Origin of the sequence: Qipengyuania aquimaris, assembly GCF_020171965.1 — a bacterium.
Taxonomy (GTDB): Bacteria; Pseudomonadota; Alphaproteobacteria; order Sphingomonadales; family Sphingomonadaceae; genus Qipengyuania; species Qipengyuania aquimaris_A.
Genome location: NZ_JAIUZK010000001.1, coordinates 359,178 through 373,188 on the forward strand (window position 1 = coordinate 359,178; position 14,011 = coordinate 373,188).

A 14,011-nucleotide genomic window follows, 5' to 3' on the forward strand; every position below is an offset into this window, starting at 1 on the left:
TTGGAGAAGGCGCGCGGTTAGCGCCGCGCGCAGAGATTTGCAAGCCTATTCGGGTGCGTCGGCGATCATTGCGGTGAAGCTGACTTCGCAGGTGACCTTGCCTTCGACACTGGCTTTGCCGGCGAATTTGCAGACGCGGGCGCGTTTCTGGACGAATTCGGCCTCGAGATCGAGCAAGACGCCAGGTGTCACAGGCGCGCGGAACTTCGCATTCTCGATCGCCATGAAATACACCAGCTTACCCGAGCCTGCGAGCCCGAGGCTTTCGACAGCGAGTACGCCAGCCGCCTGGGCCAGGGCCTCAATCTGGAGGACGCCCGGCATGATCGGCGAGCCCGGGAAGTGTCCTTGGAAGAAGTCTTCGTTGAAACTGACCGCTTTCACCGCGTGAATACGCTCGTCGATGACGAGTTCTTTCACCCGGTCAACAAGCAGCAGGGGATAGCGGTGCGGCAGGCGCTTCAGCACCTCGACGACGTCGAAACCGGTATCGCTCATTCCCCTGCTCCCTATGCTGTTCTTAGCGGCCGGTTGCAGCCGGCTGCTGCGTCTGCTGCTGTGCGGCTGCCTGCTGCTGGCGGGCTGCGGCAACCATCAGGATCTGCTGGATCTGCTGGTAGATCGCGACCGACTGCTGCGCCGGCTGCCAGCCCTGCGGAGGGGTGATCTGGACCGACGGCACGCGCGTATTGAGCGCTGCGACGACCTTCTGGGTCACGTTCGCTGCCGGGGCGGAATACTGAACCGCATCGGGCGAAAGGATCAGCTGGAGGTTATCCTGCTGAACCACGGTCTGGAGCGCAGCGTTATACTGGAGCAGGATCTGTTCGATCGCGTAGATACGTGCACCGTCGATCTGGTTCGAAAGCTGTGCAGTTTCGTTTTCCAGCGTCTGGAGCTGCTGAGCCTGCGGAGCGCTCTGCGCCGCCTGCTGCTCGGCCTGATCGAGCTGGCCGTCGCTGTTGGTGTCCAGCTGCTGCAGGAGCGTCTGCATCTGCTGCTGCTTCTGCTGGATCTGCGTAATCTGCGAGGCATAGGTCGTCGAGATCTGCTGGTAGGCAGTCGTGCGTGCGGTAGCCTGTGCGACGGCAGCGGGGACGCTGACGATCCCGATGTTGCCGTTCACCTGCGCGGCAGCCGAAGTGGCCGCCATGGCAGCGGTTGCGAGGCTCGCAGCTGCGAGAGACTTGGTAATCAGTTTCATTAGAATTGCGTTCCTACATTGAAGGAAATGGTCTTGGTATCGTCACCCTCTTGCTTCTTAATCGTCTGGGATAGATCGATCCTGAACGGGCCGAAGGGCGAGTTCCAGTTGATACCGATGCCCGCCGTAATACGCGGGCTGATGCTGTCGCCGAACAGGACTTCGCGATAGAAGCCGTTCGGGTCGAGGACCGGGGTGTTTGCGTTTCCATCCGCGTCCACGGCATCGAATGTGCTGCCGGAGACAGGATTGCCGTCAGTGTCGAGCTGCGGGTTACCGTCGGCATCGTAGAGCGGGCCGAAGTAAACCGGCATGCCGCCCGAGCGCGACTGGAAGCTGTTCGGGAAATCATCGAGCTGCGGACGGTCGATCGCGAAAAGCGAGCCCACATCGAGCCAGAGCGAGGGGCGGATGCCCATTTCACGTGCACCGGAGCCCAACGGGATCTCGAGTTCTGCACGGGCGAGGTAATAGGCCCTGCCGCCCAGCGCATCGTCGAAAGCGCGATTCTTGGTTTCGCGGAACTGGTCGATGGTCTCAAGGACACGATCCGTGGTCGGATCGCCATCGTCATCGAGGTAGCGCAAACGCACCACGCGAGGTCCCACACCGCGGATATCGAAGCCGCGGAACTGCGGTTCGCCGAGGAAGAAGCGGTCCGTCAGGCGCACGTCGTCGAAGCCCGGCGTGTCGTTCTCGCTCAGGGCGCGAATCCAGCCACCTTCGGCGTTCACCGAGAAGATCAGGCCGCTGCCGAGGTTGAACCACTTGCCCATCTGCGAACGCATCCGCAGGTATTTCACGTTGCCGCCGAGGCCGGCAAATTCGCCGGTCACGCTGATTGTCTCGCCTCGCGTCGGGCGCACCCGGCTATCGAGGGAGTTGTAATTCAGCGTCGTGCCGAGGATCGAAACCGTACGTTCGCCGACGGCCTCACAGATGAAGCGCGACTGGAGACATTCAGCGACCCCATCGCCATCGGTGTCTTCGAAGAAGCCATCACCGATCGACACGTCTTCGTACTGGAAAGTGTAGCTGCCGATCAGCGACATGTATTCCGAAAGGGGAACACCGGCGCGCATGGTGAAACCGGTCTGCGCCTGCTTGTAGCGGTTGAAATCGGTGGCGAAGAAGTCGTTGTCGTACTCGCGGTGATAGATGTCCGCGCCCATCGAGATATTCCGGTCGAACACATAAGGTTCGGAGAAGCTGATCTGGGCCGACTTCGAGAAGCGGGAGTAATTGACGCTCAGGCCGACCGTCTGGCCGCGACCGCGGAAGTTGCGCTGGCGGATCGAGCCGGAAAGAATGAAGCTCTGGATGGAGGAGAAACCGGCCGAAAGCTGGAGTTCACCAGTCGGCTGTTCTTCGATGTTGGCTTCGAGCACGATACGGTCGGGCGCGCTGCCTTCGACCTGCGTGATCTCGAAGTTTTCCTGGAAGTAGCCGAGCGACTTGATGCGGGCTTCGGAGCGACGGATGGCGAGCGAGTTGAACGCGTCACCTTCTGCGACACGGAATTCGCGGCGAACCACCTTGTCCTGGGTGAGCGTGTTGCCGTTGACGTCGATACGCTCGACATAGGTGCGGTCAGCTTCGCGAAGGACGAAGTTGACGTCCATCGTCAAGGTTTCGGGGTTCCTGGTGAACTGGGGCGCCACTTCGGCAAAGGCATAGCCGAAGGTGCCGGCCAGCTCGGTCATCTGCTCGACCGTGTCTTCGACCCGTTCGGCATCGTACCAGTCGCCGGACTGCATGGGCAGGCGAGCCGTCATGGCTTCGCTGTCGAAGTCGCGCAGTTCGCTTTCGACGCTGACGTCCCCGAACTTATAGCGCTCACCCTCTTCGACGACGAAGGTGATGATGAAATCTTCCTTGTCGGGCGTCAGCTCTGCAACCGCGGAAACGACGCGGAAGTCGGCGTAGCCCTGAGTGAGGTAGAAGGTGCGCAGCTGCTGCTGGTCGAACGCCAGGCGATCGGGGTCGTAGCTCGTGTTGGAGCTGAAGAAGGTCCAGAGGCGCGATTGCTTGGTCACCATCTCGCCGCGCAGATCGCTGTCCGAGAAGGCCTCGTTGCCGATGATGTTGATCTGGCGGATCTTCGACTTGGGACCTTCTTCGATCTCGAAGACGATATCCACGCGGTTCTGGCTCAGCTGGACGAGCTGCGGCTCTACCGTGGCGGCAAAGCGGCCCTGCCGCTTGTAAAGTTCGATAATGCGGGCAACGTCGGCACGCACCTTGGAACGCGTGAAGATCTGGCGCGGCGCGAGGCGGATTTCCGGAATGATCTTGTCATTCTTGATCCGCGCATTCCCTTCCAGGATGATGCGGTTGATAACCGGGTTTTCCGTCACCGTGATGACGACGTTACCGGCATTGTTGGTCACGCTGACATTCGAGAAAAGTTCGGTCGCGTAGAGGTCCTTGAGGACCTGGTCGCCCACTGCCTGGGTGTATTCCTCACCCGGACGCAAGCGGATGTAGGAGAGAATCGTCTGCGGCTCGAGGCGCTGGGCACCTGCCACGGCGATCGAACGCACGATATCCTGCTGGACTACCGGCTCTACCGTCTGTGCTGCCTGGGCCTCTTCGGCATCCTGCGCCAGGGCTACTGCGGGCATGCCCGCCAGCACCGAACCGGCCATCAGTCCGGCGACGAGCCGCGTGCCAAATGGTTTCGTCTCGCTCGCGGCGTTCGCAAAATCAGTCATCGACAAGGGAGTTCCCGTCCTCAAAAGTACAAAAGACGCCTTGCGGAGCGCCTGAAGGCCCCCTGCCCCATGCGCGCCGCGCGATCAAGCCGTGTGACGCCGCAGACGCGCCTTCACCCGGCCCTTTCCCCGCCTAATTCCCGAAGAACGGGAGTTTGGCGATATCTATGAAGGTGACGAAAATCATCAGCGCAAGCACAAGTGCCACACCGGCCCGGTAGGCCACCTCCGTACTACGGGGGCCCAGCGGTTTCCGACGGATCGCTTCCGCCGCGTAAAAAGCCAGGTGCCCGCCGTCGAGAGCCGGGATTGGCAGGAGGTTGATGAATGCCAAGTTAAGCGAGATCAGCGCTGCCAGGTTGAAAAATGCCAGCGCGCCGAGGCTCAGCTGTTCGCCTGCAAACTTGCCGATCGTCACCGGCCCGCCGAGCTCTTTTACAGAGCGTTCGCCAACCACGATTTGCTTGATCCCGGTCACCATCATGTCGACCAGCTTGCCGGTCTGGACAAAGCTCAGATTGACCGCCTCTCCAGGCCCCACACCTTCGAACTGGCGCTCGGTAACGGCAGGCGGGATACCGATCTGTCCGATGGTCGAGACGTTGCCGAACCTGTCCTCCGCCTTGATCGTGCGCGGGACGACGTCGAAGTTCCGCACATCTCCGTCACGGATGACCTCGATATCCAGCGTGCGCCCCGGATACATGATGATCGCTTCGCGCAGGTCGAAGAAGCTGGCGACCTCCTTCCCATCCACCCTCACGATACGATCGCCGATCTCCAGTCCGGCTTCTTCAGCAGCTGAGTCTTCGGCGAAGGCGGTGATCGTCGTCTCCATCGCCGGATCCGGCGAGACCGGTTTGCCGAAGATCATGAAAAAGCTCGTGAAAATCGCCAAGGTCACGATGATGTTCATGGCCGGCCCGGCAAAGACGATCAGCGAACGCTTCCACAGGCTGGCATGATGGAAAGTGCCCTCGCGCTCTTCGGCGGAAGCGTTAGCGATCGCTTCCTTGTCCGGCACGCTGGCGGGATTCATGTCGCCCTTGAACTGGACGTATCCGCCAAGCGGCAGCGCGCATAGTTTCCAGCGAGTGCCGCGTTTGTCGGTGAAGCCCGCGATTTCCTTGCCGAAACCCACGGCAAAAGCCTCTGCGTGGACGCCGAACCAGCGGCCCACGAGATAGTGTCCGAGTTCGTGCAGCGTCACCAGCGGCCCCAGCAACAGCGGGAAGCCGATGATGTACATCCAGAAAGGTATCGAACCGTCCAACTCAGCAAGTCTCCAGCATTGCGCTTGCGCGCCGTCTCGCGTCCTCGTCAACGCGCTGCACCTCTTCGAGGGTCTGCGGCGCAGGCGGAAGCTCTGTTTCCGAAAGAACGCGCTCCACCATTAGCGCAATACGGCTGAACGGGATGTTACCTGCGAGAAACGCAGCGACCGCAACTTCGTTCGCCGCATTGAGAGTGCCAGGCGCTGCGCCGCCCGCCTGGGCAGCCTCCCTCGCCAAGCGCGTCGCGGGGAAGCGCTCTTCATCGGGCGCATGGAAGGTAAGTTCGCCGATGGCGGCAAGATCGAGAGCGTCCATCGGCGTGTCCATGCGCGCAGGGTAAGCGAGGCACGAGGCAATCGGCACGCGCATGTCGGACGGGCCAAGCTGCGCAAGCGTCGACCCATCGCGGTATTCGACCATCGAATGGATGACACTCTGCGGGTGTACGACGATCCTGATCTTGTCGAGGCCGACGGGGAACAGGTGATGCGCCTCGATCAGTTCAAGGCCCTTGTTGAACATCGTGGCGCTGTCGACACTGATCTTGGCACCCATGTCCCAGTTGGGGTGAGCGATTGCCTGAGCGGGCGTGGCTTCATCCAGCTGGGCGTTGGTCCATGTGCGAAGCGGACCGCCGCTGGCGGTCAGGGTGATGGTGCGCACCTCCGCCAGCTTGCCGCCCTGGAGGCACTGGAAAATGGCATTGTGTTCGCTGTCGACGGGAAGCAGCGTCGCGCCGTGTTTCTCGACCGCGGCCGTCATCACCTCGCCTGCCGAAACGAGCGCTTCCTTATTGGCCAAGGCGACCGTGGTGCCCTGCTCGATGGCCGCCATCACGGGACCCAATCCCGCGCAGCCGACGATTGCCGCCATCACGATATCCGCCGGGCGCGCCGAAGCTTCGCACAGGGCCGCTCTTCCCGCTGCAGCCTCGATCCCCGAACCGGCCAGTGCATCTTGCAGCGCGCCGAGAAGGTTATCCTGCGCAATCACCGCGATGTCCGCACCGAATTCCCGGGCCAGCTTCGCCAGCTCTGCGACATTGGAATGGGCAGTGAGAGCGACGACGCGCCAATCGTCGCGATTGCGACGGATGAGATCGAGAGTCGACGCGCCGACCGAACCGGTAGCGCCGAGAACCGAAATCGACCTGGTCATGCTGCGGAACCGAGGACGAACCCGGCGATGAGCACCACGGGAATGATGCCGTCTGTCCGGTCGAAAACCCCGCCGTGGCCCGGAATGAGGCGCGAGCTGTCCTTGACCCCGGCTTTGCGCTTGAGCCAGCTTTCAAGGAAATCGCCTGCCTGGGCAGCGACCGCGAGTGCGAGTCCCATCAAGGCGATGGTGCCTAGCTCGTTCATGTCGAAGCCCATTGTGGTAGGCCCGCTAATCTGGCGCGCCGAGAAATAGATGAACAGGGCCAGCCAGAGGCTTGCTCCGACGACGCCGCCGAGCAGCCCGGCCCATGTTTTCGACGGACTGATCGAAGGCGCGATCTTCGGCCCGCCGATCGTACGGCCGAAGAAGTACGCGAATGTATCGATTGCGATTACCGTCCCGACAATGCCGACCACGAGGCCGGGCGGCATCCGCGTAAGGACGAATCCGGCCAGCCCGATGTAAAGCGCGCCAGCCAGTATGGCAGCCAGCCGGTAAGGCACATTGGTCGTGGCCTTCACGACAAGCAGGATGAACTCGACGAAGGTAGCGAGCACCACCGCCGCGATAAACCAGTCGAGCCATGGGTCCCCGGCAACCAATGCTGCAACAGCGATGGCGACCATGACGGCAGCCGAAATCAGACGTTTTGGCAGGTCCGCATTTTTCTTCGGTTTTGGATCACCGTCCACCAAATCGTCTCTCCCGTCCCGCAAACTGGTCCAGCGCCTCCATCAAGTGCGCAGGAGTGAAGTCGGGCCATAACACATCCGTGAACAGCATTTCCGCATAGGCCGCCTGCCACAAGAGAAAATTGGATAGACGCACCTCTCCGCTGGTGCGGATCAGCAGGTCGAGAGGCGGCAAGTCTGCTGTAAAGAGATTGGCGGCGATGCTCTCTTCATCGATTTCGCCTGCCTCGGCAGCCTTGCGCGCGGCCCGGGCAATTTCTGCGTGGGCACCGTAGTTTAGTGCAACCGCCAAGGTCCGTGAACCGTGCGCAGTTTTGTCGAGCGCATCCTCGAGCATTTCTACGATGTCGGGTGCAAGTGCCTGCCAGTCGCCGACAATCTTCAGCCTTACGTCATTCGCGATGAACTCAGGTAGGTCCGATTTGATGAACCTGCGCATCAGGTTCATGAGGTCGTCGACCTCTTCCTCGGGCCGCTTCCAGTTCTCGCTGCTGAAGGCGTAGAGCGTCAGGCATTCGATTTCGGTATTCTTGAGGCTGCGCACGAGCTCGCGCACGGCCTCGACGCCTTTGCGGTGGCCCATGACCCGCGGCAGGTGCTTGCGCTTCGCCCAACGCCCGTTGCCGTCCATGATGATGGCGACATGGCGCGCGATCTTGTCGTGGCTGTCAGCCATAGGTTCTCATCCGAGAGGCAGCGGACCTTGCGGCCTTCACTGCGTCATGATTTCCTTTTCCTTGGCCTGGGCCGCCTTGTCGGCTTCGCCCACATACTTGTCGGTCAGCTTCTGGACCTCATCCTCGAAGCGCTTGCGCTCGTCCTCGGAAATTTCCTTTTTCTTCTCGTCTTCCTTGAGCGCTTCCATGCCGTCGCGGCGAACATTGCGGATAGCGATCTTGGACTGCTCTGCATACTGGCCCGCGAGCTTGGCGAGGTCCTTGCGGCGTTCTTCGGTAAGGTCGGGCATCGGCAGGCGAACGTTCTGCCCGTCGATCATCGGATTGAGGCCGAGGTTTGCCTTGGCAATTCCCTTCTCGACCGCGGTGACGTTCGCCTTGTCCCACACCTGCACGCTCAGCATGCGCGGTTCCGGGGCGGACACGGTCGCGACCTGATTAAGCGGCATCATCGAGCCATAGACTTCGACCACGACAGGATCGAGAAGGCTCGTGTTCGCGCGGCCGGTCCGCAGGCCCGAAAGATCGCCCTTCAGGCTGTCGATAGCGCCCTGCATGCGGCGTTCGATATCGGCTTTGTCGTATTTGGCCATGATGGCTTCCTCGTCTCTCTTCGTTTCTTTTATGCGGTATGGTCGGTGACGACGGTCTGTACGCCGTTGCCCGACAGGACCTTGGCGACATTGCCCTTCTCGCGGATCGAGAAGACCACGATCGGGATGTCGTTGTCGCGACAGAGCGCTACTGCGCTGGCATCCATGACCTTCAGATCATCTGCCAGAACCTTGCCGTAACTCACGGTTTCGTAACGCGTCGCGTCGGGGTTCTTCTTGGGATCGCTGTCGTAAATGCCATCGACGCTCGTGCCCTTGAGCAATGCGTCGCAATTCATTTCTGCAGCGCGTAGTGCCGCACCGCTATCGGTAGTGAAATAGGGTGCGCCCACGCCGGCGGCGAAGATCACGATACGACCTTTTTCGAGATGGCGCTCTGCGCGGCGCCGGATGACCGGTTCACAGACCTGATCCATCTGCACCGCGCTCTGCACACGGGTCTGCACGCCCAGCTGTTCAAGCGCGCTCTGCATCGCGAGCGCATTCATCACGGTCGCCAGCATGCCCATGTAGTCGGCCTGCGCCCGGTCCATGCCCTGCGCAGCACCTGCCATGCCGCGGAAGATATTGCCGCCGCCGATGACGAGGCAGATATCAAGGCCGGTATCCTTGGCTGCCTTCACTTCCTTGGCAAGCTCCAGCACGAAGGCAGGATCGATCCCGAACTGCTGGTCCCCCATCAACACCTCGCCCGAAAGCTTCAGAAGGACGCGGTTCATCTTGGGGAGGGTCATGCGGGATATTCTCGATTATGGGGTTTGGGGGTCCTTAGCCATGATGCGCCGGACTCGCAAAGGGAAAGGCGAGCCCCGGAAGACTGTCAAGGAACGCTCCCGCCGACCTGCCGTTACCGGTTGATGACCATTCGATCACAAAATCCTGTATCGCAACGTAGCGCCTGGCAGCGAATTGCGATCATCGTGGCCGTTGCCCTTCAGATCGGCTCTACCTTCCTGCCCAGCCTTGGCGTGGGAGAGCCGATAGGAAGCCGTTCCGATGCGGAACGCACCTTGATCACGCCCGCTGGCTGGGCGTTCGCCATTTGGGGTCCGCTGTACTTCGGCTCGGTCGTGTTCGCCATCTACCAGGCACTGCCGTCCCAGAAAACGAACGCCTTGCTTGGGAAGATCGGTTGGTATGCGGCAGCAGCCTTTTTTGGCAACGGCCTGTGGGCGCTCTACACCCAATTGAACAGGCTGGACGCTCTGTCCGTCCTGATTATCGCAAGTGTGCTTTCTTGCCTGCTGGTCATTTACCGGACCTTCGTGCGCCTGGACCGGGAATTCACGGTCGCGGAACGCTGGATAGTGATGCTTCCGCTCAGCGCTCTTGCCGCCTGGCTAACCGCAGCTACTATCGTGAATGTTTCCGCCGCCCTGCAAACCTACGGCGTGGGCGGATCCTGGCCCGAAGCAGCAGTCGGGGCGGCAATCGTGGCGATCGGGGGGATGATCGCCTCCCTTGCCATCTGGCGAGGTCGCGGAAACCCGGTCTACGCGCTGGTGTTCCTGTGGGCGCTGTTCGCAATTTACTCGGCAGGGGGACAAGCCTCACCGTCGATAGCCTACGCGACGATCGCAGCTGGCCTGCTGGTTATCTTCGCCACCGCCTACAAATTGCGACTTTCGGAAAACAGGCGGCGCTGGTTCGGCTGATCAGCTCTGAAAAAACAAAACGGCCGCCGAACCGTGAGGTCCGGCGGCCGCTTGTTAGCCTTCGGGAAGGAAGCGCTTAGCCGCCGACAGCAGCAGCCACTTCGGCTGCGAAGTCGGTTTCTTCTTTTTCGATGCCTTCGCCGAGCTGGAAGCGGACGTAGTCCACCAGTTCAACCTTGGCGCCGACGTCCTTGCCAGCCTGTTCGACGACCTGCGCGATCGGCGTCTTGTTGTCGATCACGTAGATCTGGCTGAGGAGCGCGTTTTCCTTGGCGTACTTGTTGACCGCGCCTTCGACCATCTTTTCCTGGACGTTTTCGGGCTTGCCGCTTTCGGCAGCCTTTTCCTTGGCGATGGCACGCTCGCGCTCGATCACTTCTGCGTCGAGGCCGTCGGCGGTCAGCGCCTGCGGGAAAGCGGCAGCAATGTGCATGCCGAGCTTCTTGCCGAGTTCTTCCAGCTTGGCCTTGTCGCCTTCGCTTTCCAGCGCAACGAGGACGCCGATCTTGCCGAGGTCGGGAGCGACAGCATTGTGCATGTAGGGCACGATAACGCCGTTGGAGACCGAAACGGTCTTCATGCGGCGGATCTGCTGGTTTTCACCGATGGTGGCGACATTGTTGGTCAGCTTTTCAGCAACCGTTCCGCCGGTCGGGTAGGCAGCGTTCTTGAGCGCTTCGACATCGTCACCGTCGGTGCCAAGGGCAACTTCGGTGGTCTTGCGCACGAAGTCCTGGAACTGGTCGTTCTTCGCAACGAAGTCCGTTTCCGAGTTCACTTCGACGGCAACGCCCTTCGTGCCTTCGACGGCGATGCCGACGAGGCCTTCGGCAGCCGTACGGCTCGACTTCTTCTGTGCAGTGGCGAGGCCCTTGGCGCGCAGAGCGTCGACAGCGGCTTCGATGTCGCCGTTTGCAGCTTCGAGCGCCTTCTTGGCGTCCATCATGCCCGCGCCGGTCTTCTCGCGCAGGGCTTTCACGTCAGCGGCAGTGAATGCAGCCATGAGATTTTCCTTCTTGGTGTCTTTAATGCGTAGGCACCGGGCCTGCTGTGGTCAGCGGCCCGGCGCATAGTTCGCTTGTGTGACGGGAGCATGGCGCTCCCGCCGCACGAAACCGGTTAAGCCGCGGCTTCTTCCGGCGGATTTTCCATGGCGCCGACGTCGGCACCGGAATCGGTCACGCCTTCGCCCTTGCCCGAACGGGCTGCGTCGCCAACGGCATCGCAATAGAGCTTGATGGCGCGGGCAGCGTCGTCATTGCCCGGGATCGGGAATGCGATACCGCTCGGGTCGACGTTGGTGTCGAGCACGGCGACGACCGGAATACCAAGCACGTTGGCTTCCTTGATGGCCAGGTCTTCCATGTTGGCGTCGATCACGAACATCACGTCCGGAATGCCACCCATGTTGCGGATACCGCCGAGCGAAAGTTCGAGCTTGTCGCGCTTGCGCGTCAGGTCGAGGACTTCCTTCTTGGTCAGACCGGCATTGTCACCTGCAAGACGCTCGTCGAGGGTCTTGAGGTACTTGATACGCTCGCTGATGGTCTTCCAGTTGGTGAGCATTCCGCCCAGCCAACGGTGGTTGACGTAGTGCTGGCCTGCGGCAAGCGCGGCTTCGCGGATCGGGTCCTGAGCCTGGCGCTTCGTGCCGACGAACAGGACCTTGCCGCCCGAACGTGCGGTCTGGTTGATGAAGTCGAGAGCGCGCGCGAAAAGCGGCACGGACTGCGACAGGTCGATGATGTGGATGCCGTTGCGCGCGCCGAAGATATACGGCTTCATGCGCGGGTTCCAACGGTGGGTCTGGTGGCCGAAGTGTGCGCCGGCCTCGATCAGTTGCTGCATGGTGACGGTAGGAGCCGCCATGGTCATTTCCTTTCCGGTTGTACCTCTGGAAGGCTGGAACCCGTGGTGCGGTATGTCCCGCGCCGGGCACCGGTATGAGCGCCTTCCATGTGGATTTGTCCGCCTTTTCAAGCAGCCCGAATTGGCCGAATCTCAAGCGAACGGCGCGCCTTTAGCGGGGTTTTCCGGCGAAAGCCAGACTCGATTCATCGCAAAAAACGGGAATCCTGGCGCGAAAAGCGCTTGACAGGCGAGAACAAACCAGGAACATTGTTCTCATCGCCGGAACTCCCGGCGGGGATTAGGGGTTTTCCCGTAGAATTACCCGGTCTGTCAACAGGTTTATCGACAGGGCACGGGGAGGAGATAATCGGATGTTCGCACTGTTCCTCACTGCTGTTTTCGCCATCGCTGCAATCGCCGCGCTGGCAGTGCTCGCCGATAGCGGACTGCGCTGGTGGTCCGCTTTCGGTCAGCTGCGGCACCGCCTAAAGCTGCCGACCGAAGTCGAGTTTTGCGAAAGTGGAATGCGTCCGGCGATCACCCATGGCGGATTTACCCGTCCGGGTCGCGCCCGCCCTGCTACGCGCCAGTCGGTGCGCTGCGCCGCCTGATCCGGGAATACCGCATCAACGTGTATGGCAGCAGCAAGAGATAGCCGACACCGATAGCACTGAGCGTCCACCACGGCTCCACGAGCAGGGCCGCGAATAGCAGGCCGACAAAGGCCAAGACCCACAGCCTGATCCCCCGTCGCGGCCTCAATGAAGTCCAGCTGGGCGTCGCCATGCTCGAAATCATCAGCACCGCCACGGCCAGGAGCCACGGACCGACCACGATCGGAGCCCGGAATATGTCGAGGTCGGTCGCTGACCAGATGAAAAACGGCAGGAAGGCAAGGCCTGCCCCCATCGGCGCCGGAACCCCTGTCAGGAACCCGAGCGACTTATGCGGTTGCTCCTGCATGTCGATCTGGGCATTGAATCGCGCCAGGCGCAAGGCGCAACAGATTGCCAGCGCGAGAGCTGCGAACCAGCCTAGGCGCGGCTCTGCCGACAGGGACCATAGATAGATGATGATCGCCGGTGCGGTGCCGAAGCTGAGCGAATCCGCGAGGCTGTCGAGCTCTGCGCCGAAGCGTGACTGGGCATTGAGAGCGCGTGCGATTCGCCCGTCCATTCCATCCAGCAGGCCGGCCACGATGATCGCGATTGCTGCAGCCGCCCACTGCTCGGAAATTGCGAAACGGATCCCGGTCAGCCCCGAACAGAGTGCGGCTGCCGTGATTGCGTTGGGTGCCATGGCCCTTAGCGAAAGTCCGCGTGACTTCCCCATTACGGGCTTCTCATCCTCGGCGGCCTTCGGACCCAGTCGAGCACGCTCTTCGTACTGGCGATGGGGATCGGCTTCTTCGGGCTGGCTCAATGCGACACTCCTTCAAGCAGGCGCTGCGAACCGATCTCGGCGAGGACGGTTTCCCCGGCGACGACCCTTTGCCCGAGCATGACGCGCGACGATGTTCCCTTGGGAAGGTAAACGTCGACGCGGCTGCCGAACCGTATGAGCCCCACTCTCTGACCAACGCCCAGTGTGTCCCCCGGTTTCACGAAGGGCACGATGCGGCGCGCGACCAGACCGGCAATCTGCGTGAACCCCACGCAGACACCGTCGCTCCGCTCTACCAGGATGTGCTGCCGCTCGTTCTCGTCGCTCGCCTTGTCGAGTTCTGCATTCAGGAACTGGCCGGGAACATAGACCAGCCGCTGGACCATGCCAGCAATCGGTGTCCGGTTAATGTGGACGTCGAAAACCGACATGAAGATGGAAACGCGGATTGTCGGCTCGTCGCTTAGGCAGGGAAGACCGTGACCGTCATCGACCACCAGTTCGCGCGGCGGATTGACCTCGGTGATCTGCACGATGCGACCGTCCGCTGGTGAGACAATCGCATTCTGGTCCTGCGGGACGACCCTTTCGGGATCGCGGAAAAACGCGAACACGCCCAGCGACAGGAAAGCCATCGGCCATGCCAGCGTCTCCCACGCGAAGAGGGCGAACAGCAAGGAGATGCCGAGCGCTGCGATGCCGAATTTACGGCCCTCCGGATGGATCGCGGGCAGCCCCCATTGGGCTTCGCCGCGACCCTGGCTGTCGAGTAGATCACCTGCCATG

Annotated in this window: 15 protein-coding genes; 2 read left to right on the forward strand and 13 right to left on the reverse strand. The window is 61.4% G+C overall.

Annotation, left to right across the window (positions count from 1 at the left end; translation table 11 throughout):
- Window positions 1-45 precede the first annotated feature (45 nt).
- The 9 genes from fabZ to pyrH all read right to left on the reverse strand — a co-directional run bounded on the left by fabZ (window position 46) and on the right by pyrH (window position 9,070).
- The gene (fabZ, locus tag LCM24_RS01775) at window positions 46-498 is read right to left on the reverse strand and encodes a 3-hydroxyacyl-ACP dehydratase FabZ (RefSeq protein ID WP_224802496.1); all 453 of its coding nucleotides are present in this window, start codon (window positions 496-498) and stop codon (window positions 46-48) included.
- A 22-nt stretch (window positions 499-520) separates the two neighbouring features.
- Window positions 521-1,204 (reverse strand): OmpH family outer membrane protein, encoded by a 684-nt coding sequence (locus LCM24_RS01780; protein ID WP_224802497.1) that lies wholly within the window; start codon window positions 1,202-1,204, stop codon window positions 521-523.
- Window positions 1,204-3,918 (reverse strand): outer membrane protein assembly factor BamA, encoded by a 2,715-nt coding sequence (gene bamA / locus LCM24_RS01785; RefSeq protein WP_224802498.1) that lies wholly within the window; start codon window positions 3,916-3,918, stop codon window positions 1,204-1,206. The genes LCM24_RS01780 and bamA overlap by 1 nt, the downstream gene beginning before the upstream one ends.
- A gap of 133 nt (window positions 3,919-4,051) precedes the next feature.
- Window positions 4,052-5,167, reverse strand: a complete 1,116-nt coding sequence (gene rseP / locus LCM24_RS01790; protein WP_224802499.1) for an RIP metalloprotease RseP — start codon at window positions 5,165-5,167, stop codon at window positions 4,052-4,054.
- A 25-nt stretch (window positions 5,168-5,192) separates the two neighbouring features.
- Entirely contained in the window at window positions 5,193-6,350 is a 1,158-nt protein-coding gene (dxr, locus tag LCM24_RS01795; protein WP_224802500.1) for a 1-deoxy-D-xylulose-5-phosphate reductoisomerase, read from the reverse strand.
- The gene (locus LCM24_RS01800) at window positions 6,347-6,979 is read right to left on the reverse strand and encodes a phosphatidate cytidylyltransferase (RefSeq protein WP_224802501.1); all 633 of its coding nucleotides are present in this window, start codon (window positions 6,977-6,979) and stop codon (window positions 6,347-6,349) included. The genes dxr and LCM24_RS01800 overlap by 4 nt, the downstream gene beginning before the upstream one ends.
- A gap of 55 nt (window positions 6,980-7,034) precedes the next feature.
- A complete protein-coding gene (gene uppS / locus LCM24_RS01805) occupies window positions 7,035-7,721 on the reverse strand; it encodes a polyprenyl diphosphate synthase (RefSeq protein WP_224802502.1) in 687 nt (228 codons plus the stop codon).
- Window positions 7,722-7,757: 36 nt separating this feature from the next.
- Complete coding sequence (frr, locus tag LCM24_RS01810; protein WP_224802503.1) at window positions 7,758-8,315, reverse strand: ribosome recycling factor; 558 nt, start codon at window positions 8,313-8,315, stop codon at window positions 7,758-7,760.
- A 29-nt stretch (window positions 8,316-8,344) separates the two neighbouring features.
- Entirely contained in the window at window positions 8,345-9,070 is a 726-nt protein-coding gene (gene pyrH, locus LCM24_RS01815; protein ID WP_224802504.1) for a UMP kinase, read from the reverse strand.
- Between the two features lie 186 nt (window positions 9,071-9,256).
- Here pyrH and LCM24_RS01820 point away from each other — a divergent pair, with 186 nt between their 5' ends.
- The gene (locus LCM24_RS01820) at window positions 9,257-9,991 is read left to right on the forward strand and encodes a hypothetical protein (RefSeq protein WP_224802505.1); all 735 of its coding nucleotides are present in this window, start codon (window positions 9,257-9,259) and stop codon (window positions 9,989-9,991) included.
- 76 nt (window positions 9,992-10,067) lie between these two features.
- Here the strand turns inward: LCM24_RS01820 and tsf are convergent, their stop codons facing one another.
- Window positions 10,068-10,994 carry a translation elongation factor Ts gene (gene tsf, locus LCM24_RS01825; protein WP_224802506.1) on the reverse strand — a complete coding sequence of 309 codons (927 nt, stop codon included), beginning with the start codon at window positions 10,992-10,994 and terminating at the stop codon, window positions 10,068-10,070.
- 116 nt (window positions 10,995-11,110) lie between these two features.
- Window positions 11,111-11,860 carry a 30S ribosomal protein S2 gene (rpsB, locus tag LCM24_RS01830; protein WP_090481644.1) on the reverse strand — a complete coding sequence of 250 codons (750 nt, stop codon included), beginning with the start codon at window positions 11,858-11,860 and terminating at the stop codon, window positions 11,111-11,113.
- A gap of 353 nt (window positions 11,861-12,213) precedes the next feature.
- Between rpsB and LCM24_RS01835 the strand changes: the two genes are divergently transcribed.
- Window positions 12,214-12,453 carry a hypothetical protein gene (locus LCM24_RS01835; protein WP_160595236.1) on the forward strand — a complete coding sequence of 80 codons (240 nt, stop codon included), beginning with the start codon at window positions 12,214-12,216 and terminating at the stop codon, window positions 12,451-12,453.
- On the opposite strand, the gene LCM24_RS01840 is transcribed toward LCM24_RS01835, so the two are convergent.
- Both LCM24_RS01840 and LCM24_RS01845 read right to left on the reverse strand, forming a co-directional pair.
- Window positions 12,422-13,174, reverse strand: coding sequence for a CDP-alcohol phosphatidyltransferase family protein (locus LCM24_RS01840; RefSeq protein WP_090481641.1), 753 nt, complete (start codon window positions 13,172-13,174; stop codon window positions 12,422-12,424). The two genes, LCM24_RS01835 and LCM24_RS01840, sit on opposite strands and share 32 nt — an antisense overlap.
- 86 nt (window positions 13,175-13,260) lie before the next feature.
- A complete protein-coding gene (locus LCM24_RS01845) occupies window positions 13,261-14,010 on the reverse strand; it encodes a phosphatidylserine decarboxylase (protein WP_224802507.1) in 750 nt (249 codons plus the stop codon).
- Window position 14,011 lies beyond the last annotated feature (1 nt).

Coding starts and splice junctions, on each gene's coding strand:
- fabZ (WP_224802496.1), bottom strand. CDS start 498: ATGAGCGATACCGGTTTCGACGTCGTCGAGGTGCTGAAGCGCCTGCCG.
- LCM24_RS01780 (WP_224802497.1), bottom strand. CDS start 1,204: ATGAAACTGATTACCAAGTCTCTCGCAGCTGCGAGCCTCGCAACCGCT.
- bamA (WP_224802498.1), bottom strand. CDS start 3,918: ATGACTGATTTTGCGAACGCCGCGAGCGAGACGAAACCATTTGGCACG.
- rseP (WP_224802499.1), bottom strand. CDS start 5,167: ATGTACATCATCGGCTTCCCGCTGTTGCTGGGGCCGCTGGTGACGCTG.
- dxr (WP_224802500.1), bottom strand. CDS start 6,350: ATGACCAGGTCGATTTCGGTTCTCGGCGCTACCGGTTCGGTCGGCGCG.
- LCM24_RS01800 (WP_224802501.1), bottom strand. CDS start 6,979: ATGGTCGCCATCGCTGTTGCAGCATTGGTTGCCGGGGACCCATGGCTC.
- uppS (WP_224802502.1), bottom strand. CDS start 7,721: ATGGCTGACAGCCACGACAAGATCGCGCGCCATGTCGCCATCATCATG.
- frr (WP_224802503.1), bottom strand. CDS start 8,315: ATGGCCAAATACGACAAAGCCGATATCGAACGCCGCATGCAGGGCGCT.
- pyrH (WP_224802504.1), bottom strand. CDS start 9,070: ATGACCCTCCCCAAGATGAACCGCGTCCTTCTGAAGCTTTCGGGCGAG.
- tsf (WP_224802506.1), bottom strand. CDS start 10,994: ATGGCTGCATTCACTGCCGCTGACGTGAAAGCCCTGCGCGAGAAGACC.
- rpsB (WP_090481644.1), bottom strand. CDS start 11,860: ATGGCGGCTCCTACCGTCACCATGCAGCAACTGATCGAGGCCGGCGCA.
- LCM24_RS01835 (WP_160595236.1), top strand. CDS start 12,214: ATGTTCGCACTGTTCCTCACTGCTGTTTTCGCCATCGCTGCAATCGCC.
- LCM24_RS01840 (WP_090481641.1), bottom strand. CDS start 13,174: ATGGGGAAGTCACGCGGACTTTCGCTAAGGGCCATGGCACCCAACGCA.
- LCM24_RS01845 (WP_224802507.1), bottom strand. CDS start 14,010: ATGGCAGGTGATCTACTCGACAGCCAGGGTCGCGGCGAAGCCCAATGG.